At 39.3% G+C, this 21,358-nt stretch carries 18 protein-coding genes; 3 read left to right on the top strand and 15 right to left on the bottom strand.

Going from position 1 to position 21,358, the window contains the following annotated elements; all coding sequences use genetic code 11:
• The first annotated feature begins 422 nt into the window (after positions 1 to 422).
• Positions 423 to 1,406, top strand: a complete 984-nt coding sequence (gene guaC / locus BDR01S_RS09145) for a GMP reductase (RefSeq protein WP_066255886.1) — start codon at positions 423 to 425, stop codon at positions 1,404 to 1,406.
• 92 nt (positions 1,407 to 1,498) lie between these two features.
• Here the strand turns inward: guaC and BDR01S_RS09140 are convergent, their stop codons facing one another.
• From BDR01S_RS09140 to BDR01S_RS09125, 4 genes are all read right to left on the bottom strand, one after another.
• Positions 1,499 to 2,869, bottom strand: coding sequence for a dipeptidase (locus BDR01S_RS09140; protein ID WP_066255888.1), 1,371 nt, complete (start codon positions 2,867 to 2,869; stop codon positions 1,499 to 1,501).
• A 72-nt stretch (positions 2,870 to 2,941) separates the two neighbouring features.
• Positions 2,942 to 4,873, bottom strand: a complete 1,932-nt coding sequence (locus BDR01S_RS09135) for a fructose-bisphosphatase class III (RefSeq protein ID WP_066255890.1) — start codon at positions 4,871 to 4,873, stop codon at positions 2,942 to 2,944.
• A 234-nt stretch (positions 4,874 to 5,107) separates the two neighbouring features.
• Positions 5,108 to 5,338, bottom strand: a complete 231-nt coding sequence (locus BDR01S_RS09130) for a hypothetical protein (RefSeq protein WP_066255893.1) — start codon at positions 5,336 to 5,338, stop codon at positions 5,108 to 5,110.
• A gap of 490 nt (positions 5,339 to 5,828) precedes the next feature.
• The gene (locus BDR01S_RS09125; RefSeq protein ID WP_066255895.1) at positions 5,829 to 6,215 is read right to left on the bottom strand and encodes a hypothetical protein; all 387 of its coding nucleotides are present in this window, start codon (positions 6,213 to 6,215) and stop codon (positions 5,829 to 5,831) included.
• Positions 6,216 to 6,478: 263 nt separating this feature from the next.
• On the opposite strand from BDR01S_RS09125, the gene BDR01S_RS09120 reads away from it, so the two are divergent.
• The gene (locus tag BDR01S_RS09120) at positions 6,479 to 6,961 is read left to right on the top strand and encodes a DUF2231 domain-containing protein (RefSeq protein ID WP_066255899.1); all 483 of its coding nucleotides are present in this window, start codon (positions 6,479 to 6,481) and stop codon (positions 6,959 to 6,961) included.
• 65 nt (positions 6,962 to 7,026) lie between these two features.
• Here the strand turns inward: BDR01S_RS09120 and BDR01S_RS09115 are convergent, their stop codons facing one another.
• From BDR01S_RS09115 to BDR01S_RS09080, 8 genes are all read right to left on the bottom strand, one after another.
• Positions 7,027 to 8,562: an NCS1 family nucleobase:cation symporter-1 gene (locus tag BDR01S_RS09115; RefSeq protein WP_066255902.1), complete on the bottom strand. Its 1,536-nt coding sequence runs from the start codon at positions 8,560 to 8,562 to the stop codon at positions 7,027 to 7,029.
• A gap of 247 nt (positions 8,563 to 8,809) precedes the next feature.
• On the bottom strand, positions 8,810 to 10,282 hold the full coding sequence (locus BDR01S_RS09110; RefSeq protein WP_066255905.1) for an aldehyde dehydrogenase: 1,473 nt from the start codon (positions 10,280 to 10,282) through the stop codon (positions 8,810 to 8,812).
• The gene (locus BDR01S_RS09105; protein ID WP_066255908.1) at positions 10,279 to 10,479 is read right to left on the bottom strand and encodes a tautomerase family protein; all 201 of its coding nucleotides are present in this window, start codon (positions 10,477 to 10,479) and stop codon (positions 10,279 to 10,281) included. The genes BDR01S_RS09110 and BDR01S_RS09105 overlap by 4 nt, the downstream gene beginning before the upstream one ends.
• Before the next feature lie 27 nt (positions 10,480 to 10,506).
• Positions 10,507 to 11,298, bottom strand: a complete 792-nt coding sequence (locus tag BDR01S_RS09100; protein WP_066255911.1) for a 2-keto-4-pentenoate hydratase — start codon at positions 11,296 to 11,298, stop codon at positions 10,507 to 10,509.
• 22 nt (positions 11,299 to 11,320) lie between these two features.
• A complete protein-coding gene (locus BDR01S_RS09095; RefSeq protein WP_082797372.1) occupies positions 11,321 to 12,100 on the bottom strand; it encodes a 2-keto-4-pentenoate hydratase in 780 nt (259 codons plus the stop codon).
• A 24-nt stretch (positions 12,101 to 12,124) separates the two neighbouring features.
• Positions 12,125 to 13,138 carry a 4-hydroxy-2-oxovalerate aldolase gene (dmpG, locus tag BDR01S_RS09090; RefSeq protein ID WP_066255914.1) on the bottom strand — a complete coding sequence of 338 codons (1,014 nt, stop codon included), beginning with the start codon at positions 13,136 to 13,138 and terminating at the stop codon, positions 12,125 to 12,127.
• Positions 13,135 to 14,046: an acetaldehyde dehydrogenase (acetylating) gene (locus tag BDR01S_RS09085; protein WP_082797371.1), complete on the bottom strand. Its 912-nt coding sequence runs from the start codon at positions 14,044 to 14,046 to the stop codon at positions 13,135 to 13,137. The genes dmpG and BDR01S_RS09085 overlap by 4 nt, the downstream gene beginning before the upstream one ends.
• 33 nt (positions 14,047 to 14,079) lie before the next feature.
• The gene (locus tag BDR01S_RS09080) at positions 14,080 to 15,069 is read right to left on the bottom strand and encodes a catechol 2,3-dioxygenase (RefSeq protein ID WP_066255915.1); all 990 of its coding nucleotides are present in this window, start codon (positions 15,067 to 15,069) and stop codon (positions 14,080 to 14,082) included.
• A 236-nt stretch (positions 15,070 to 15,305) separates the two neighbouring features.
• On the opposite strand from BDR01S_RS09080, the gene BDR01S_RS09075 reads away from it, so the two are divergent.
• Positions 15,306 to 16,079 carry an IclR family transcriptional regulator gene (locus BDR01S_RS09075; protein ID WP_066255920.1) on the top strand — a complete coding sequence of 258 codons (774 nt, stop codon included), beginning with the start codon at positions 15,306 to 15,308 and terminating at the stop codon, positions 16,077 to 16,079.
• Positions 16,080 to 16,341: 262 nt separating this feature from the next.
• On the opposite strand, the gene BDR01S_RS09070 is transcribed toward BDR01S_RS09075, so the two are convergent.
• From BDR01S_RS09070 to BDR01S_RS09060, 3 genes are all read right to left on the bottom strand, one after another.
• Complete coding sequence (locus BDR01S_RS09070) at positions 16,342 to 17,331, bottom strand: catechol 2,3-dioxygenase (protein ID WP_066255922.1); 990 nt, start codon at positions 17,329 to 17,331, stop codon at positions 16,342 to 16,344.
• Positions 17,332 to 17,400: 69 nt separating this feature from the next.
• Positions 17,401 to 18,912 (bottom strand): 4-hydroxyphenylacetate 3-hydroxylase family protein, encoded by a 1,512-nt coding sequence (locus BDR01S_RS09065; protein ID WP_066255925.1) that lies wholly within the window; start codon positions 18,910 to 18,912, stop codon positions 17,401 to 17,403.
• Between the two features lie 213 nt (positions 18,913 to 19,125).
• Positions 19,126 to 21,000, bottom strand: a complete 1,875-nt coding sequence (locus BDR01S_RS09060) for a helix-turn-helix domain-containing protein (protein ID WP_066255928.1) — start codon at positions 20,998 to 21,000, stop codon at positions 19,126 to 19,128.
• Positions 21,001 to 21,358: the final 358 nt, after the last annotated feature.

Raw genomic sequence — 21,358 nt, 5'->3', positions numbered from 1 at the left:
GAATAAACTTAAATGACTAGTAAACTTTTGAAAATGAAACAGGAGAAAAAAGTTCGCTATCTTATGTTTATTTTGGACTGCAGCCTTTTTATGTTAATAAAAAATGGTTAACCTATATCTGTGTGAGATTGATTTTTCCTCTTTACAATACCTGGTCACCATTATTTTTAAAAGTTGAAAGTAGGAAAGTCACTTCACCAGTTCCTTTACCTGTAAAGCATTCTTAACAATTAATGTTTAGAATGCTTTACAGGTTGTAAATATATCGTCCTTGAAGGGCACTTATAGTTAATCAGATAATTATTTATACACTACATAATTATTAAATGTTTTGACAAAATGATCAATATGCTGTAAATTAACAAATGTACGAACGATACATAATAATTTAACTAAAATATTCGTGTTTAGAGGTGTAATTTATGGATACTGTATTTGATTATGAAGATATTCAACTGATTCCTGCTAAATCTATAGTTAACAGTCGTTCTGAGTGTGATACAAGTGTCACTTTTGGTGGACATACATTCAAATTACCAGTTGTACCTGCAAATATGCAGACGATTATAGACGAAAAGCTAGCAATTTCCTTTGCGGAAAATGGTTACTTCTATATTATGCACCGTTTCCAGCCTGAAAAGCGTCTTTCCTTCGTAAAGGACATGCATGCACGAGGACTTATCGCTTCTATTAGTGTGGGTGTAAAAGAGGGAGAGTACGAATTCATCAACCAGCTGGCAAATGAAAATCTAACACCTGAATTTATTACCATCGATATCGCCCATGGCCACTCCAATGCCGTGATTGAAATGATAAAGCATATTAAGAAACAACTGCCAAATAGCTTTGTCATTGCCGGAAATGTCGGTACTCCAGAAGCTGTAAGAGAATTAGAACATGCTGGTGCAGATGCAACGAAAGTAGGGATTGGGCCTGGGAAAGTATGTATTACGAAAATAAAGACTGGATTTGGAACAGGCGGCTGGCAATTAGCTGCTCTAAGATGGTGTGCCAAGGCTGCAAGCAAACCAATTATTGCTGACGGCGGCATTCGTACACATGGTGATATCGCGAAATCCATTAGATTTGGGGCATCAATGGTCATGATTGGTTCTTTATTTGCGGGACATGAAGAATCTCCTGGGGAAACAATTAAGAAGGACGGAAAGCATTTTAAAGAATACTTCGGCTCGGCTTCAGAATTCCAAAAAGGCGAACGAAAAAATGTCGAAGGTAAAAAAATGTACGTGGAATACAAGGGCCGTTTAATCGATACATTAATCGAAATGGAACAAGATCTTCAGTCCGCTATTTCCTACGCGGGAGGGAACAAGTTAAAAGACATCCGTACGGTAGACTATGTCATCGTAAAGAACTCAATCTTTAACGGTGATAAAGTTTATTAATAATTAGCTGCCTGTCCCCTATTTTACTTGGTTCAAACACACGAATCTATTAAAAGTGCCTGACACCACCGAGGGTGGTGTCAGGCACTTTTTTACTTTTTAACAAGTTCTAAAAAGGAACAAATCGTTAAGATTCCTTTATCAAAGTTTTCTAGGTTAAAGTGTTCGTTTGGAGCGTGAAGATTTTCATCTGGCAAACCGAATCCCATTAAGACAACCGGTGCATTTAGAGAATGATTGAAATCCGATACAATTGGAATCGAGCCGCCTTCTCTTTTGTAAACAGGCGCTTTTCCATAAACGGTTTCATACGCTTCGGCCGCTTTTTGAATCATCGGACTGTCGATCGGAGTTAAGAATGGATTGCCGGTATCTTGTAGCGACACTTCCAATCTGCATCCTTTTGGTGCATGTTTCTCAAGATGGTTTTTGACCAATCCTTGAATTTTTTCAGGGTTTTGATTGTGAACTAGGCGGCAGGTGATTTTGGCATGAGCCTCATTCGGGATGACCGTTTTTGTTCCTTCTCCCTGAAATCCGCCCCATAAACCGTTTATTTCTAATGTTGGCCGGGAACTAATTCTCTCAGCGTAAGGAAAATTGTTGTTTTCCCCTCCCGTTAAATCGGTTAACCCTAACGATTTTTTCAATTTTTCTTCATCAAAGCCTAGTGCTTTAATTTGTTCCTTTTCAAATTCTGTAAGTTCGACAACATCATCATAAAAATGGTCCACATTTACCTTACCATTAGAATCATGAAGACTAGAAAGCAGCTGCACCAATAGATGGTTGGCGTTTTGAACTCCTCCGCCGAACATGCCCGAGTGCAAATCAGAATTTGCGGTTTTAAGGGACAATTCTAATGCACACAGACCTCTTAAGGAATAAGTAATCGCAGGGACGCCTCTATCCCACATATCAGAATCAGAAATAACGACTACATCACAGGATAATTTCTCTTTATTCTCGGATAAGTATGGCGGAAGATGAGGACTTCCGATTTCTTCTTCTCCTTCGATGCAGAATTTTACGTTTATCGGTAACTTACCTTCTACTTTCAATAGTGTTTCCACTGCTTTGATATGTAAGAACGTCTGCCCTTTGTCGTCAGTTGCCCCTCTAGCATAGATTTTTTCATCACGAATCGTTGGCTCAAATGGAGGCGTTTCCCATAAATGCAATGGATCAACGGGCTGTACGTCATAATGGCCGTATACTAAGACTGTTGGGGCGTTTTCCTGATGAAGCCAATCTGCATAGATAATCGGATGCCCTTTTGTTTGAACGATTTCAACATGTTCAAGTCCAATGCTTTCTAATTTATTGGCAATCCATGAAGCTGCTTTTTGGATGTCCTCTTTATTCTCCGATAAGGAACTGATGCTTGGAATCCGGAGCAATTCTTTTAATTCCTCGACATTTTGATCATGTTGATTGGATAACAACTCGGATAATTGACTCATGTTCTCACCTTTTCTAGTTTATTTTCCATTCTTATTTTACACAAAAAGAATGGAGAAAAGCTACAATCCGCTTTAATTCATATATCGATATTCCCTCAAACTATTCAAAATGGAAATTTCCTGTAATAGTTCTTTCCCAATATTCGTTTCTCTTACCTTTTTTCTTACCAGTTCTTTATCCACTAACCTTTTGACTGATAATACATCCGTTGTGTCACCTAATACAACTTCTTTGGAATGAAACTGTTTATGAGCCACCAACTGCATACCGTAGGAATTATATAGTAAGGTGTATCCTGCTATACCTGTAACCGATTGATAAGGTTTTGAGAACCCGCCATCGATGACAAGCATTCGTCCATTCGCTTTGATGGGATTCTCTCCATCAATTTCTTTTACTGGAGTATGACCGTTGATAATATGACCCTGCTCAGGGTGGAGATCAAATTCAGCCAGGATTTTTTGGCAAATTTCTTCCTTCTCACGCAAATAATAATAAGGGTTCTTTCCCTCCTTATGCGTCTCCTTCTCCTTAATAAAGTACCGTTCAAAGGTGGTCATCTCTCTTTTACCAAAGAGGGATGAATATTCTCCAGTCCATAAATACCAAACCATATCTGTTGCAAGGTCATCTGTCATTTCCGGGTGTTCAAACGCATATCGTAAATATGATTCAAAGGTATCTAATAATTCACGGCCGGCATACGTTTTGTTTTCAATCGTCATTTTTTCCATATTCCCTTCTTCATCTAAAGGAATACAGCCATGGATTAACAAGTTTCCGTTATATTTCAAATATAGGCTTCCCTTTTTCATAAGAAAATTCATATGTCTAGCCAGCTTTTCGGAATGCTGAACAGAAAATAATAATTTTTCGATCACTTGTTGTTCTTCCTCTAATAATCGATCTGGCTGCATTGGATTAACAGTAGCAAAGCAACTATTTTCTAAAGGATAGGTTTTCCCATGGATTGTTATTTCTTTCTTTTCATAATCAATTTTCTCAAGTAAACGCCTTTCTGACATATTAAAATACGGGCGCCTCTTGATGATCGGGATTTCCAGTTTGAATTGAATCATCGCGATTGCCTGATGTATTTTCGTAATTTGCAGTTGTTCATAATCTGATAGTTTCTTTTCAGATTGGACCTTTGGTCTAAAGGCTGGATTGTCTTCATAGTACTTTTCCGCTAGATTAAGTAACGGTCTAAGATTGATTCCATATACGTCTTCGATAATATCTAAATTGTCATATCTCGCACAAATACGAATAATATTTGCCAGACATACCTTTGATCCCGCAAAGGCACCTAGCCATAGGACATCATGGTTTCCCCATTGGATATCAACCGAATGGTAATCAATCAATGTATCGATAATTTTATCGGGCTCGGGTCCCCGGTCGTAAATATCACCCACTACATGAAGATGATCGACAACTAATCTTTGTGTTGTATAGGCAAGACCTATGATCAGTTGATCCGCCTGTGCTAAGGAGATGATCTGCTGAACAATTTTTGAATAATAATCGTCCTTATTTGTGGAATCATCTTTTTTGTAGAGTAACTCTTCAATGATATACACAAATGGTTTAGGCAAAGCTTTACGTAACTTAGAGCGTGTGTATTTGGAGGAGGCATAAGAAATGAGCTTAATCATTCGCTCAATGATTTCTGTATACCATTGGTTTAATTCTAGTTCATTCCCAAAATGACTTTTTATTAACTTCAATTTTTCTTCTGGGTAATAAATTAATGTTGCAAATTCATTCCTCTCGTTTTCAGAAAGCGTATCTTGAAACAAGTCATTAATCTTCTCTATTACATTCCCTGAACCATTTCTTAATACATGTTGAAAAGCTTGATACTCTCCATGTAAATCACTGACAAAATGTTCAGTTCCTTTTGGTAGATTTAGGATGGCTTCGAGATTAATAATTTCTGTTGCGACTTTTTCTGCACTATCATATTTTTGGGCTAGTAAATCTAGAAATTTCTCGTTCAAGAATATGTATCCCCTTTCAGAATTGACTGCGTTGCTCTGATTAACATCATTCCATAATGATATTATAAGGGATAAAAAGAATATATTTGATATCATAATGATATTTTTATTATCTTTATTTGCAAAAGAAGGAAACTTGATGGCTGAAATGGCAGAACACATCACTTTTCCAGCAAAAAAAGACAAAGCGATACTTTTTTAAGTATCGCCACCTTCGAGTGAGGCACCACACCACTAATCTCTTAATGCCTTCCTTGCCACTTCAATTAATTCACTGGTTTCCTTCTCATTCATATCTTCTGCGATAGTTCTTAACGATCGTTCAAAATACATAGCTTTTTCGGCTTGCCCCATTAACCATTTTAAATCTTCTAAACGGAAATGATTTTGTGGAATAATATCATGTCTACCCTTATAATCCAATTCTACAAAAGCTTTCAATTGGTTAAATCTTAAAATTTCCAAATTTCATTTCCTCCCTCTGTCACAGAACTTGTTTTACAATTTGATAAGATTATATTCATCCAAATCAAGTTTCATACCAAATCGTTTAGCAAGTTTACTAGGGCACGAAAGAGCGAAACCACTAGGAGTTATCACAATTCGGTATACAAAAAAAGATGGAACCATTACGAACCATCTTTTAACTATCTATTTACTTTAATCAATTATTACCAATTAAGGAACATATTGGCATGCTGCAAAAAAGTGCCAGGCACCATCCAATTTTCTGGGGAGTGCCTGGGACTTTTTTTCTTGAGTGATTTTTAGCTTATTTTGTGTGAAGGTGTTTTTCATTCTTACGTAAAAAAAGCCGATTTTGTTTGGCTGGTTGGATGGAGATTTCATTTGAAGAGATAATAGATGTTAATACATATGAGGAGTTTCTGACTATTAAATAACTTTATTTCAAATGGTCTTAATACAATTATTAAATTTTGCGGTTGAATCGATACTAGGAAAGCCCCATGGTTTTTTGAACCCTCAAGATACTTTTCTTATTATTCCATGTCTCATCTTTTAATATTTCAATGCTGTCTTCTTGGTTTTTTAATTGTTCTTTAATTTCGCTAAAGTCTTTAGCATTTTGAAGTTTCATTTCACTTAATTCGGCTTTTTGAAATTCTTGTTCAGTCCTCAATGCGCTTAAAGTTCTACTTTGTTCTTTTAAGGCTTCGCTATGCTCATTCAACGTATTGCTGTGCTCATTCAACATCTTGCCGTGCTCTATCAACATTTCGCCTTGCTCTTTCAATATTACGCTGTGCTCTTTCAGCGTTAAATCTAAATGATCCAGCTTTTTATTCATTTCCTGCAGTAAGGTAAATATTTGCTTCTCCATTTAAACACCTCCGTTTCATTGCCTATATTATATCACAATATCAGTTTTCGAACGATTTGAAGAAAATTGTCGAAAGAGGCAAGCGATTCTGATAGAGGTGCTCCCTAGTCCTTTTAAGAAAAAGGAATTTCTGTGAACAGATAAAATAAACATGTTGGTTTTAGTTGTAATTTTCAGGAAATTTTCATTTTCCTATTGTAAAATTTAGGTAGTAGGACAGTCTCTTAAACTCATCGAATCTTTTAAACAGAGGAGGAAAGGCAATGTTTGAAGAACTAATTTCACATATTCACCCTATTATGGTGCATTTTCCAATTGCTTTAATCATTATGGCGACGTGTTATGATTTATTTTGGATGGTTACAAAGCGGAGGTTTTCACCGAAGAGAGGTTTTTGGCTGTGGGCCATTGCATTTATTAGTGCTTGGATAGCAATTGGCACTGGGCCCGAGAATGATGCGAGAGGAAATACTAATGTATTCGAATATCACGAAAGTCTGGCTGATATTGCCACCGTCCTTGCCTTTCTTGTTGTCGCATTCCGTGCTTCCTTTATTTTTAAAAAGAAAGAATTTCATAAGATTTCTCTGGTCATGTATTGTCTTCTTACCTTAATTTGTTCTGCTAGCATCCTTGCAGTGGGATATTTTGGAGGGAAAATGGTCTATGACCAAGGTGTGGGCGTCAAAATGGATGGTAAATATGTTAATCCTCCTAAAACAGAAGCATTCCGGTCCAATGATTAATCGATTTTCCCACACATTAAAAAGCTTGGAATAATAATCCAAGCTTTTTGTTTATTTATCAAGTTTTAATAAAAAAACTCTGTTTCATTCCCCGTCACTGCATCTGGCTTATTATCAGGAATGGATGTTTTGAAGCTTGTAATTTTCTCATATTCTCCAGGTTTTAGTACGCTCTTATCTCCTCTCATTAAATAGGTGTAGGCGATAATGGAGATAAACAATCCAAATGTCCACGCATTATCCCATAAAAAACGAAGTCCAGGAATGAAAAGACCCAGGACGGGAATACCTACACCAATAATTAGGGCATATACGCCATTTTTATTAAAACCAGATGTATAACTATACCGGCCATTTACATCATATAGCTCATTTAGTGCCATTTGTCGCTTGCGAACCAGCCAGTAATCTGCAATCGCAATCCCATCAATCGGTCCAAGTAACGCTCCATATGTTCCCAACCAGCCAAAAATATAATTCCCAAAGTTCTCCATTATGTACCATGGCTGCATTAGAATCGCAAAAATCCCCGTTATTAGAGCACCTAATCCGAAAGTAATTCGTTTTGGATTTAAATTTTCAATTGCGCGCGCAGGTGCGACGATGTTTGCACCGACATTAATGGTTAAGGATGCAATAACAATGATTAACGTGCCCAAAAAGATAATGTATGGAGGGAATTTCGCTAGCAGTTGAACTGGATCCCAAAGGGCTGTTCCGAAAATCACCACTGTTGCAGAGGTGACGGCGATGCCAATAAAGGAGAAAATACTCATTGTCAGTGGAAGAGAAAAGCTTTGAGCAAGCATTTGTGATTTTTGACTTTTTGCATATCGACAGAAGTCTGGAATATTCAAGGCTAGTGTTGCCCAGAAAGCAATGACACCTGTTAATGCTGGGAAAAACACTTTTAAAAACGCCCCTGTTGTCGTGAATTTTGATGGTGTGTCCAAGATAGGGCCCCAGCCTCCAGCATTCGTATATGCCCAAATAAGAAGGATGATCGAAGCGATACCTACAATCGGTGTGGCAATTAAACCAAGGACTTTCATTGCTTGAGGTCCCTTATAGGCGACGACCACATTTAACCCCCAAAACAAGGCAAATATTATAGCCGTATGTCCACTTAAGTTTCTCCAGGCAGGAAATGAAGCCGATAAAAGTGTATCTATTGCACCCGTACCAATCCAAGTGTTAATACCGAACCAGCCAGCAGCAACAATGGCTCTTGCTAAAGCTGGGATGTGTGCTCCTTTTGAGCCAAACCATAACCTTGCAAACACGGGATAGGGAATTCCAAATTTAGTACCAGCATGTGAGTTTAATAGAATAGGGATAAGGACTATGACATTCCCAAGAAAAATCGTTCCAATCGCTTGCCACCAATTCATTCCCAAAGATATCAAGCCACTTGCCATCGTGTAGGACGGAATACACAAACACATGCCAATCCATAAAGTGGCAAAGTTCATCCCCTTCCATGAATGTTCTTCCATTGTCGTTGGGCGCAGGTCATCATTCCACATGTAACTGCCACTTAAACCATTAGCTACTTCAGGTGTCAGGGTAACAATTCCATTTTGTTCAATTTGCGTTTTCAACAAATTTCCCCCTATTTGGTTATTTGACGAGCTCTTCAAGTGAAACATATTCCTATCCTATATTATATATCTTCAAAATATCCTGTCATTGGACAAATAGTTCAATGATTTCTATCAATTTTTTTATGTTATGTAAGAATTGTTGCAACAGAAAAAAAGCGACGGAATCCATCCAATTTCCTGGAAGGTGCCCGTCACTTATTTTGTCCTACTCTTTATTTTCCTCCTATTCTTCAATGTCAAAAAACTACTTCAATGCAATACAAATATTTTTCGCTTCGGTAAAAAATTCCAGGCTGTGATGGCCGCCTTCACGACCCATTCCGCTTTTCTTAAATCCGCCAAAGGGAGCTCGTAAATCGCGAACAAACCAGCAGTTCACCCAAATCGTCCCTGCTCGAACCGCATGAGAAATTCTGTGCGCACGTTGCAGATTTTCCGTCCAGACGACACCATTCAATCCATAATCGGTATCGTTAGCAATTCGCAGTGCTTCTTCTTCGGTATCAAATGGGATAATCGTGACGATTGGCCCAAAAATTTCTTCCTGGCAAATCCGCGCTTTTGAATTTTCCTGAACATACACAGTCGGTTCTAAATAATACCCTTCTTGTAAATATTCAGGCAGATCAGGCCTCTTTCCACCACAGATCAAGGTCGCATTTTCTTCTTTGGCAATTTCAAGGTAGCTCGTGACCTTTTTATAATGTTCTTCACTAACGACTGGACCCATTTTTGTCTCAACATCCTGTGGATCGCCCACTTTTAGTTCCATTGCTGCTTGCTTAAATCTTTCAAGAAACTCGTCAAAGATGGAGCGTTGAACTAAAATTCTTGAACCCGCGAGACATATTTGCCCGGAATTCATAAACGCAGCTTGAATGGAAACGGGGATGGCTTTATCAAGATTTGCATCTTCAAACACGATATTAGCTGCCTTTCCACCTAGTTCAAAGGATACTTTTTTCAAGGTATCTGCGCCACTCTTCATGATTCTTTTCCCAGTAGCAGTAGAGCCTGTGAACGACACCAAGTCTACCTCTGGGTGAGTTGTCAGTGCATTACCTACCACTCCTCCAAGACCATGAACGACGTTGACGACACCATCTGGAATGCCAGCTTCTTTCGCGATTTCACCAAGTAAGGAAACAGATAGCGGGGTCATTTCCGCCGGCTTAATCACCGCAGTATTCCCGGCAGCAAGACATGGGCCCAGCTTCCAAGTTGTCAGCATGAACGGAACATTCCAAGGTGTAATGAGCGCCGCAACCCCAACTGGTTCGTACCGAGTATAGTTCAAATATGCTTCTTCCATCGGATACGTTTCTCCACCCTGTTGTTCCATGAAATCTGCAAAGAACTTGATATTGTTCGCAGCGCGCGGAACCTCGTGCTGGACGGCAGAGTGAAATGGCTTCCCAACATCTGTCGCGTCTAGTCGAGCGATTTCTTCTTTCCTTTCGAGGATAATTTCAGCCATGCGGCGAAGTTTTGCGCAACGCTCCGCTACAGTCATTGTCCGCCATGGACCCTTTTCAAAAGCATCCCTTGCAGCACGACAGGCTTTATCGACATCTTCTTCTGTCGCTTCACTTACTTTCGCAATGATTTCTTGCGTAGCAGGGTTTTTCACATCAAAAGTTGCCCCATTGCATGCTTGCACATACTCACCGTTTATATATAAACCAACTTCCCTTACTCCGGTTTGTATTTTAGTCATGTTGAAACCTCATTTCTTTTTTTAACTGAATCTCCCGCGATACCCCAATGTTCTGGTTCTACTTCATTGATCATCACACGCACATTTTGAACAGGAGATTCTAACACTTCAGATACTAAGTCAGATACTTCTCTAATCAAACGTTCTTTCTTTTCAGGCGACCTGCCTTTAAGAATATTAATCTGAATAAATGGCATAAAAACTCTCTCCCTTCACCTTGTTGTTTATTCAGTAAATACTGCCTCTACTGAACCAAGCCCATCAAAGCTTGCGGAAAAATGGTCACCCGTTTCAATCTTCATTGCGGCTGATAAGGAACCACTTAACACGACTTCACCTGGTTGAATGCTCTGTCCAACCTTATATAATCTATTTGCTAGCCAGGCAATCGCCCTTGCCGGATGCCCCATCACAGCTGCCCCAGCACCCGTAGCAACTACTTCTCCGTTTTGCTTGAAGACCATTCCCATCAATTTCAAATCGAAATTTTCCGGTGAATAGAATCTTTCTCCTATAATAAAACGGGAAGAAGAGGAATTATCGGCAACTGCATCTGCCAGTGTAAAGCTAAAACCTTGGAACCTGCTGTCAATGATCTCGAGTGCAGGAGCTATATATGCTGTTGCAGCCAGTATATCTGCTACCGTTACATGCGGGCCTTTTACTTCATTTTTGAATATAAAAGCTATTTCCGGTTCCACTTTTGCATGGATAAAGGGTGAAAGCGAAATACGTTCCCCTTCAAACAGTTGCATGCTTTCTAGCAATACCCCATAAGAAGGTTCATGAACACCCATCATTACTTGTTTTGCCTTACTCGTTAATCCAAGCTTTCGTCCGACTCGTTTTGTGTTTTCTTCCTTGCATTTCATTTCAATTAAGCGTTCTTGTACCTGGTAGGCTAATGCTTCATCCAGTTCAGGATAGGCTTCAACAAACTTATTAACCGACTTTTTCTGTTTTTCCGCCTCGTATAGTTCAAAAGCGATTTGATCAATCACATCTGTCTTAATCATGTAAATCACCTAGTTTCTTTTTTTATCGTTTAAAGGAGGCTGTGACGGAACCAATATGAGCAAACTCAGCAGTAAACGTGTCATTCTCATTCACTTCGATTGCACTGGTCAAAGCACCAGAAAGAACGATTTCCCCGGATTTTAAGGCCACATCATATTTTCCTAATGAATTCGCAAGCCAAGCAATTGAACGGAGCGGATTTCCAAGGACGGCTGCACCCGCACCTGAATCAATCATATCTCCGTTTCGATAAGCAACCATTCCAATATGGGTAAGATCCAGTCCTTCAAGCTTCGTCGGTTTCCCGCCAATAATCGCACAAGCAGAAGATCCATTGTCCGCAACGGTGTCTTCAAATTTGATCTGCCAATCTCGAATGCGGCTATCAATCACTTCAATTGCCGGAACAATATAATCTGTTGCTTCAATGACATCAAGTATGGAAACATTAGGACCTTTTAAATCCTTTTTCAATTTAAAAGCAATCTCAAATTCTACTTTTGGCTGAATATATTGTTCAAGTGAAATTGTTTCACCTTCGACATGCATCATATCAGCCAATAAATGACCATAATCAGGCTGGTTGACGCCAAACATAGTTTGAATGGCTTTGCTTGTTGCCCCAATTTTTTTCCCAACAATGATTCCGCCATTATCGACTTTTCTACGGATAATCTCTAATTGTGTATGGTAGGCTTCATCCACTGTAATCCCCGGATAGGAAGCCGTTAACGGTTCAATAACCTGCTTTGTTTCCTCGGCTTCCAATAAGCGAGTTGCAGCTTCAAGAATGATCGTCACAACTTATTCCTCCTCTTTCTACCCTTAAACCTTTAATGCTTTTTTCTCTGCTAGTTCGACCGCCACATCTAAAATCCAGTCTTCCTGACCAGCAACTGCTTTCCTTTTACCCAATTCTTCCATAATTTCTGAAGCCCTTACACCGAACTTTTCGGCAGCATGCCTAACATGTAATAAAAAGCTGTTATACACTCCTGCATATCCGCTAGATAAGTTGTCACGATCGATCACGATCGGAGTCTGCATCAACGGAGCCACTACTTCCTCGGCGACATCCATTAAAATGGAAAGATTTATTCCTGTATCCAGGTTCATTTTATTAAGTACAGCGACAAGTACTTCAGTCGGTGCATTCCCTGCACCAGCCCCTAGTCCCCTAAGGGTACCGTCAATTTGGTCTGCTCCGGCTTCAAGCGCTGTTATGGTATTTCCAATCGCTAAACCAAGATTATTATGAGCGTGAAAACCGACTTCGATGGACAACGCCTCTTTTAGTGCAGAAACTCTTTCCCTGACACCACTTTGAACAAGTGCCCCCGCAGAATCGACCACATAGACGCAATCAGCACCGTATGATTCCATTAGCTTTGCCTGCTCAACCAGCACATTAGCCGGTTGAGTATGAGACATCATTAAAAAGCCAACTGCCTCGAGGCCTAATTCTTTCGCAAGTCGGAAATACTGCTCCGTTACATCTGCCTCGGTACAATGAACGGCGATACGGAGGATAGAAATGCCTAATTCTGCAGCCTGTCTTAGTTCATTGCTCGTTCCAATTCCAGGAACGAATAAGGAGGCAATTTTTGCTTGTTTCGCTGTTTCTACTGCCACTTTAATCAAATCAAATTCGGAGTATTTTGAAAAACCCTGCTGTATCGTCGACCCATTCAAGCCAGAACCATGGCTAACTTCGATAACAGGTACACCTGCTTCATCTAAATTTTGAACAATCGTCCGGACCATTTCTGGAGTATAACTATGGCTAACAGCGTGGTCGCCATCTCTTAGTGTGGTATCTGTCAGTCTAGGAATCTTCATCGGCTTACCTCCTTAGTTCCAAGGAAATGTGCGGCATATAAATCTCCCACTTTATACGCTGATGCTGTCATGATATCCAAATTCCCCGCATAGGTCGGGAAAAAGTCTCCATCACCGACAACCTCATTCATGATTACCACTGTTGGTAGCCGTCCCCAAGGTGTGTCACGGTAATCGATAAAGGGAATGCCTTTTAATCTGTATCCTGGAATATAACTTGAAATCTCCGCAACAATCGATTGAATAGATGCAATGACAGCTTCTTCATCAAACTCTTCTTTTATCACTGCATAAACAGAATTGGTCATATTAATAGGTGGTTCTGCCGGATTAAACACCGGAATCGCCCTCGCTAGTTTAGCTCCGCCAACTTGTTGAACAGCATTCGCGGTCGTTTGAACAAATTCATCCACGTTTTGTCTTGTTCCCGGACCAATCGAAACACTCGCTGCGGTTGTTATAACCTCCGCATAGTGAACACTTGCTACACGATTGACAGCGTAAACAAGAGGCGTCGTTGCCTGGCCTCCACAGGAAATCAAGTTAACATTCATGGATTCAATATGTTCCTTTAAATTTACGGTTGGCACGACAAACGGTCCGATTGCCGCAGGGGTCATATCAATGGCTAATTTACCCTGTTCACGTAGTGATGGTGCATTCAACTTATGTGCTTTTGCGCTTGTCGCATCAAAGACAATTTTAATCTCTGAGTCCTCCAAAATAGCATCCAATCCGTGATGGCTCGTACGAATTCCCTTCGCCTGAGCTCTTGCCAGTCCTTCTGAATTTGGGTCAATACCTGCTACCAAAGCTAGCTCCATATTCCCTTCATTTTTTAAAATTTTGTACATTAGGTCTGTTCCAATGTTTCCCGACCCTAAAATTGCAGCTTTTACTTTAGACAAGACCTTACACCCCACTTTCTATTAATATATCCATTAAGGTTTTACTACTTCTATTGGCTGGGGAGCTGTAATCGGTGTACCTTGCGTCCACCAAGATTCAGGGAATTCGGTACCAATCCAAGTATCCCCGTAGCCAGGTACATCCTTCATTTCCCACACAACCGGTTTCCAGGCTGGATCGGTGATAATATAGCCTGCGTCACCAAACAGTTCAATTCTGTTTCCGCCTGGCTCAATCACGTACATACAGAACGCTTGGCTGATTCCATGTTTATTGGGAGGGACTTCAACGAATACTCCATGATCTTTAAGTAAATCGGCAATATCATAAAGATTTTGTGGAATTCCATACCAGTAGCAAAGATGATGGAGCTTCCCTTTTACTCCATTTGGCTCTTGCATATAGGCGATTTCATGAACAAGATTAGATACGCTAATCCAACTTCCAAGGACATGACCGTTGTTTTGAATTTGCTCTCTCAACCGGAAGCCAAGTGTATCTAGCATAAAGTCCGTATCAGCACCGGGATTAGATGTCATTAGATTAATATGATCGAGACGACGGACGGGCACACCACGATCTGGCCGCTTGGATGGACGATTCAATAGTTTTGATCTTTGGTCATCTTGAACCTTGTAATACTCCACATCCCATAAAATTTCCATTAAATGACCATCCGGTGTCATAAACTGATAGGCCTCTCCATGACCCACATCCCCCTCGATCCAACCTTTGCCCAATCCGGTTTTTTCGATTTCCTCGACTCGTCGTTGAAGAGCTTGAGGGGAAGTTGCACGCCATGCGACGTGTCCTACTCCCGCTTCTTTTGACTCCGTTATTTTTAATGTATTGTGGTAGAAATCCTCATAAGCGCGAAGATAAACCGATTGACCAGAACGAGCAGTTACTTCCATCCCTAAAAACCGTGTAAAAAATTCAACTGACTGTTCAAGTTTTGGAGAAAGAATCTCCACGTGTGCTAGCTGTGCCACATCAAAAATTGGTTCCATAAAATTCGTCATATCCCGTTCCTCCCTAGATCTCTTAATTTTTTAGTAATACATAATCAACCGTATTGACGAAATACACTGTATAATGATACCGTTTACATTATATTCGCCTTTAAAACTTTCTGAATTGTCTAAAACCTAGTGTGTACTTATATCTTAATAGTCTTGATTGTTGCCTTCAACAAGCTGTCCCTTCATATGGGACACTTTCTGATTTTTTATATATTTTTTCATAATCGGAGGAAAATATGAAAGAGGAACAAGATAATTTACTCTCATCCGTAAGAAATGCAATCAAAATTTTACGTTCTTTTAAAATGGACCAACCACAAAAAGGGGTGCGTGAACTTGCTGCTGAACTTGGATTAGGGAAAAGCAGTGTCCAAAGAATTCTTGCAACACTTGCTTCTGAAGGATTAGTTCATAAAAATGCCGAAACCAATAAATATGAATTGGGCTTAGCTGTTGTAGAATTGAGCTCCATTGTCCTTGGCAACATCGATCTACACACTGAATCACTTCCAGTCCTCACAAATTTAGCTAATAAATGTGGAGAAACAGCTCATCTAGCAATCTTAGAAGAAAGTCACGTAGTTTATTTATGCAAAGTAGAGAGTAAAAACTCGTATAACCTACCATCGCACTTAGGATTTCAAAATTATGCGCATTGTACGAGCTCAGGTAAACTCCTTCTTGCCCACATTGGAAGCTACATTGTTGATCTTGTGACGCGAAATGGACTAGATTCTATCACTCCACATACCATTACAGATCCAGATATTTTCCGTCAAGAGTTGAAAACCATACTAAATCAAGGATATTCAGTCAGCGTTGAAGAATTCAATCTAGGAGTGACGTCCGTATCTGCTCCAGTAAGAGATCATACTGGTAAAGTCATTGCCGCTATCAATTTAGTCGGACCAAGTTCCCGATTCTCGAAACAGCGGATTCACTATTTTGCTAGTGAACTAATCCGTTCCGGAGATCTAATTTCTGAGAGACTGGGCTACTGGAAAAGATGAATTTATTCTCAATTTTATTTACCTTTATCCCATTGATTCAACTGTCAGAGTCGCTTTTGATTCTAGTCATGTTTCATTCTCCACGGCACCCATATGTAAAGTTAAAACAGCCACAACATGTTCTACTCCAAAGTCGAGAAGATAACTTTGTACAAATTGTTTGGAGATAAGGAGGCAAATTCAGAATTAAACCGAACGATGTAAAAAAGATTTGCCCCCAGTTTTTTATTAACAGCTAACTTTAAATTGTAAGCCCTTTCAATTAAGGCTTGACTACTTCAGCAGTCTCTACTTTTGTAAGCGGTGTACCTTGTGTCCACCAGGATACAGGGAATTCTGTCCCAATCCACGTATCTCCGTTACCAGGTACATCCTTCATATCCCACACAATCGGTTTCCAGGCTGGGTCGGTAATAATGTAGCCTGCGTCTCCGAACAATTCAATTCTATTTCCGCCTGGTTCAATCACGTACATACAGAAAGCTTGGCTGATTCCATGTTTATTGGGAGGGACTTCAACGAAAACTCCATGATCTTTAAGTAAATCGGCAATATCATAAAGATTTTGTGGAATTCCATACCAATAGCACAGGTGATGCAGCTTCCCTTTTACTCCATTAGGCTCTTGCATATAGGCAATTTCATGAACGAGATTAGAAACGCTTATCCAGCTTCCAAGGACATGGCCGTCGTTTTGAATTTGCTCTCTTAACCGGAAGCCTAGTGTATCCAACATAAAGTCCGTATCAGCTCCAGGATTCGAAGTCATTAGATTAATATGGTCGAGACGACGTACAGGTACACCGTGATCTGGCCGCTTAGATGGACGATTTAATAGTTTTGATCTTTGGTCATCTTTAACATTGTAATACTCCATATCCCATAAGATTTCCATTAAATGACCATCAGGTGTTGTAAACTGATAGGCCTCTCCATGACCAATATCTCCACCGATCCACCCGCGGCCTAATCCAGTTTTTTCAATTTCTTCTACTCGACGATGAAGTGCTTGTGGCGAAGAGGCACGCCATGCGACATGTCCAACTCCCGCTTCTTTTGCTTCAGTTATTTTCAAAGTATTATGATAAAAATCTTCATATGCCCTTAGATAAACGGATCCTCCGGAACGAGCGGTCACTTCCATTCCTAAAAATCTAGTAAAGAATTCTACTGATTGTTCAAGTTTTGGAGAAAGAATCTCCACGTGAGCCAGCTGCGCAACATCATAAATTGGTTCTTGGTAAGAAGTCATTTTTATTTCCTCCCTAATTTTATTTTCATTTAACGATTAGATTACTTACTTGCTAGAACCTAACCAGCTTTATAATTTAGCGGTTTCTTTTTCTACTGCGTCCAGCCACGTCTTGTTTGTCCAACCATTTAGGTCATAATCGTTTAACGCTGTATCAACAAATGCTTTGTAACGATCCGCTGCTCCGACTGCCTCTGCATGGAATAGGGCTTCCATTCTAATATTTTCATGATTGCCTGCATAATTGACCTCATACAGTTCATGTCTTCCTCCAAATTCAGTTCCAATCGAATCCCAAACCATTTTTAACAATTTCACTTTATCCACAGCATCGATTCCAGTTCCGCGGTAATATTGATCGAGAAAGGGTCTTAATTCAGGATTTAGAAAATCACTGGAACTAGACGGCAGCTGAATTAAACCACCGGCAACCACTTGTTCAAAAATACCTTTCACTCTCACCCAGCTCATTGGTGCTAATGCTCGATAAGCAGCACTGGAGGCACCATTTGGCATAACAAGTCCATTCGGTCCTTTATCTGGATCAGTTGCCATCGCTGTAGACAATCCCCAGAACATATTTCGTATCGCCACAACTTCACCAATTTGAGCTTGCACACCTCTAAAGTTCTTTGTTCCGGCTGCTTCCGTTGCTTTTAATAAAAGCCCTGTCATGAAATCCAGCTTAACAGCAAGACGAGTACAACCGTGAAATGTGAAGCGGTTAACAAAGCCACTTTCAGGGACGAAATTATTTGATATATTGATATTTTTGTAGCAAAGAACATCTTCCCATGGAATAAACACGTTATCTAAAACAATGACGGCATCATTTTCATCAAACCGACTTGAAAGTGGGTAATCGAATGGTGTTCCCGTTAAAGCAGCCTGTAGTTCGAACGATTGCCGGCTGATCATTTTTACCCCCGGTGCATTCATCGGCACAAAGAAGATAAGTGCGTGGCTAAGGTCGCCATCTCCTAAATCAATGGTTCCATAGTTCGCAACGAAGTTATAATGAGTTAATGCTGCCGCTGTTCCTACCATTTTGGCACCGCTTACAATTATTCCGTCATCTTTTTCAGCAACAGCTCGAACAAATACATCTTTATTTTCGTGAAGGGGTTTTGAGCGGTCTACTTGTGGGTTGATAATGGTATGATTAACAAAATGAAGCTCTTTTGCCGCTTTCTTGTACCATGCTTTCGCATTATCCTCAAAACCTTGGTAATAATTTGAAAGAGCATCTAAATGACCAATAAACGAAGCCTTATAATCTGGAGTTCGGCCCATAAATCCATAATTAAGCTTGGACCATTCAGCAATAGCATCCCTTGCTTCTAATAGATCTTGTGAACTTTTAGGAGTTATGAAGAATTTGTGTGTTCGATCACCGTATTCATTTTCAGCCGTTAAGATATCACGTGTAGCTGGATCATGAAGGGCATCATACATTCTTGCATACGAACGTGCAGAATTTCGATAAGCAGGATGTGACGTTACATCTTTAATTCTTTCACCGTTTAAATAAACAACCCTTCCGTCATTCAAGCTTTCCAAATATTCTTTACCTGTGTACATTCCTTCAACTCCATTCTTATTATTATTAAAATTTTTGTGTGATCGAGTGTGGCGATCCCTAAATTTATGTTAATTTATTTGAAAATTCTTTACAATAACACCGAGTGTCAGAAAAACCAGAAAAAACAACTACTTTATGTCAGTTAAAAAAAAAAGAATGTCAGACAACACCAATGGACAATTTCCAACGCGCATTATCTGACACCTTTTACTTTATTGAAATTTTTTTAGCCTATCATGGTCGACAATTTTCAATGCTTTTAGAGCCATAAGCAATTGAAACTGTCTTTGTGGATCACGCAGGTCGCAGTCCAGTAGATCAGTGATTTTCGTGAGGCGGTAACGGAGTCCGCTTTTAGATAATGCTAGATTTTCTGCTGTTTGTTCCAGGTTTCCACCATTCAAAAGAAAATGATATAAGGTTTCAATTAATTCAATTTTATTACTATCTAAATTCTCACACAGACCACTGAGCGTATCCCTAATCATTTTCCGTATTGCATTTTCATTTTGGTCATTAATTAATACACCAATAATGCCCAGTTCACTAAAAGATGTGACGGGTTTATCCCTTGAAGACAATCGTACAGCTGAACGGGCTTCTTCAACAGCCACACCTGCATCGACTATTTTGCTGTTTTGAGAACTAATCCCCGCTAAAAACAGGGCATTTTTTATTTCCTTTTTTAAATTGGATACTAGAGACAATAAGGTACTTTCAATCTTTTCCTGGTTTAATTGTTTCTCCGTAAAAAGGAGAACGATGCTATCTGGCTGCTGGCCAATTAAGACATTGATGCTCTTCTCTCTAAAAAAAGTAGAAACAGCTTCAAATGTGTTTTTATGGAGAGTAAATTCCTTTTCTTCACATTTTTTCAAAAACTTGTAGTTAAGGACGATCATATGATAATGATCAGATAAATCCAATTGAATAAAATCAGCTTTCCTAATGATTTCCTGTTGAGAGTACTTTCCACTAATAATTTCTTCTAGAAAATGTCCTTTTACCAGTTCCAATGATTCGATTTCCGCTTTTTCCTTTAAAAACAGCAGCGCACAAATCGACGCTAATCGATCGACAATCATGGAGTCAATTTCATAGTTAGGTGTCCTTCCTCTATCATATAGAAACGAACAATATCCTACAATTTTACCTAAAAGGTATATGGGGGTAATAAGTCGTGTCCCATTTTCAAACGAGAGAACCTTAACTTTTGTCACATTCTGACGCTTATCTACTGAAGCATTAAATGCTTTTCTTATTGTTTCATAGCCATCCACTGTTATTCCTTTCAGTGTAATGACCTGATGCCGAATATCCTCAATAACAATGGGCAAGTTTAGTTGTTTATTTAAAATTTCTAAAATGGAATCAATATTATTGCCTTTTATTAGCTCATTTGTCATCTCATTATACGTTTTAGACACCAGTGCTATATTGTTCTTTTCAAGCATAAGCATTTCGTTTGTCTGTTCAAGTTCCTTAAGAATTGGCAGTTCTTTATTATAAGAAAAAAATTCTTCTGCCTCTTCCTTCCATTCAGAGATAAGACGCCCCTCCCAAATACAACAAGGTGCCCCTTCCCCCTCACACTCCAGTTCTTTAAAAAATACTTTCTGCCCAAGTAAAGTGGTAATATATCCAGTTGCATAACCAGTTAAGGTATAACAAACGGTACCTTTTTTTATCCCAAAATTTCGAATATGTTGTTCGGCTTCAAATGAACTTTCCCAAATTCCCTTAAGTCGAAAGGATGTAATTTCGTTATTCTCCATTTCAAGCTCTTTTTCCGTGATTCGGGGTTTTGCATGTCCTTTTAAGGCATGAATTATGGGACCATATTCAATTTTTTCAAGCATACTTAATGATTCGTTTTTCGCAACCTCAATCGCGTCTTCCTCTCCCAAGTGATACCCATACTTGAAGAAAAATGTTTTCAAACGATTAATCCCCATATTTTCAATTAAATCATGCTGCATCGCCCCAAATGCCTTTGTAGAAACGACAACAGACCTTTCATTATTTGCAAACAGGAGTTCATTTTCTTGTCTAATATGCAATAGGGCATTTAAAGAAAACGTTTTCATTCTATTGCTCCCCTTCTAATTTGAACTTGTAGCAACAGGATTCCTAAACTATCCTTTTTCCCAAGCTCCAACTGGCAAATCCCATTTTATTGTCCTGACTATAGAGGTTGATAGACTAATTCTACTTATTATCAGAAAATACCTTCTTCCACTTCATCAATAATTACATCCTTAAAATCAGACTAAAATATTAAAAATGTTGGGAAATATGCCTTTCATCAAATATTCCTAATCCAGCTGTCTTCTAAAAATTATCCTTTGGAACGGCCCGTATAGCTTTTTATAGCGAACTCTGTCTATCACTGTTCGTCTATTATGTATCCTTTTGGAAGTGTTTGTCGGAACTATTGTTTCTGAA

The sequence above is a fragment of the Neobacillus drentensis NBRC 102427 genome (assembly GCF_001591445.1).
Classification (GTDB): domain Bacteria; phylum Bacillota; class Bacilli; order Bacillales; family Cytobacillaceae; genus Neobacillus; species Neobacillus drentensis.
This window is presented reverse-complemented; position numbering and strand designations above follow the sequence as displayed.

Bases quoted from the DNA above. Each gene is read 5' to 3' on its own strand.
- BDR01S_RS09110 (WP_066255905.1), bottom strand. From the start codon at position 10,282: ATGACTAAAATACAAACCGGAGTAAGGGAAGTTGGTTTATATATAAAC.
- BDR01S_RS09140 (WP_066255888.1), bottom strand. From the start codon at position 2,869: ATGAGTCAATTATCCGAGTTGTTATCCAATCAACATGATCAAAATGTC.
- BDR01S_RS09075 (WP_066255920.1), top strand. From the start codon at position 15,306: ATGAAAGAGGAACAAGATAATTTACTCTCATCCGTAAGAAATGCAATC.
- BDR01S_RS09100 (WP_066255911.1), bottom strand. From the start codon at position 11,298: ATGATTAAGACAGATGTGATTGATCAAATCGCTTTTGAACTATACGAG.
- BDR01S_RS09125 (WP_066255895.1), bottom strand. From the start codon at position 6,215: ATGGAGAAGCAAATATTTACCTTACTGCAGGAAATGAATAAAAAGCTG.
- BDR01S_RS09105 (WP_066255908.1), bottom strand. From the start codon at position 10,479: ATGCCATTTATTCAGATTAATATTCTTAAAGGCAGGTCGCCTGAAAAG.
- BDR01S_RS09070 (WP_066255922.1), bottom strand. From the start codon at position 17,331: ATGACTTCTTACCAAGAACCAATTTATGATGTTGCGCAGCTGGCTCAC.
- BDR01S_RS09065 (WP_066255925.1), bottom strand. From the start codon at position 18,912: ATGTACACAGGTAAAGAATATTTGGAAAGCTTGAATGACGGAAGGGTT.
- BDR01S_RS09060 (WP_066255928.1), bottom strand. From the start codon at position 21,000: ATGAAAACGTTTTCTTTAAATGCCCTATTGCATATTAGACAAGAAAAT.
- guaC (WP_066255886.1), top strand. From the start codon at position 423: ATGGATACTGTATTTGATTATGAAGATATTCAACTGATTCCTGCTAAA.
- BDR01S_RS09120 (WP_066255899.1), top strand. From the start codon at position 6,479: ATGTTTGAAGAACTAATTTCACATATTCACCCTATTATGGTGCATTTT.
- BDR01S_RS09080 (WP_066255915.1), bottom strand. From the start codon at position 15,069: ATGACGAATTTTATGGAACCAATTTTTGATGTGGCACAGCTAGCACAC.
- dmpG (WP_066255914.1), bottom strand. From the start codon at position 13,138: ATGAAGATTCCTAGACTGACAGATACCACACTAAGAGATGGCGACCAC.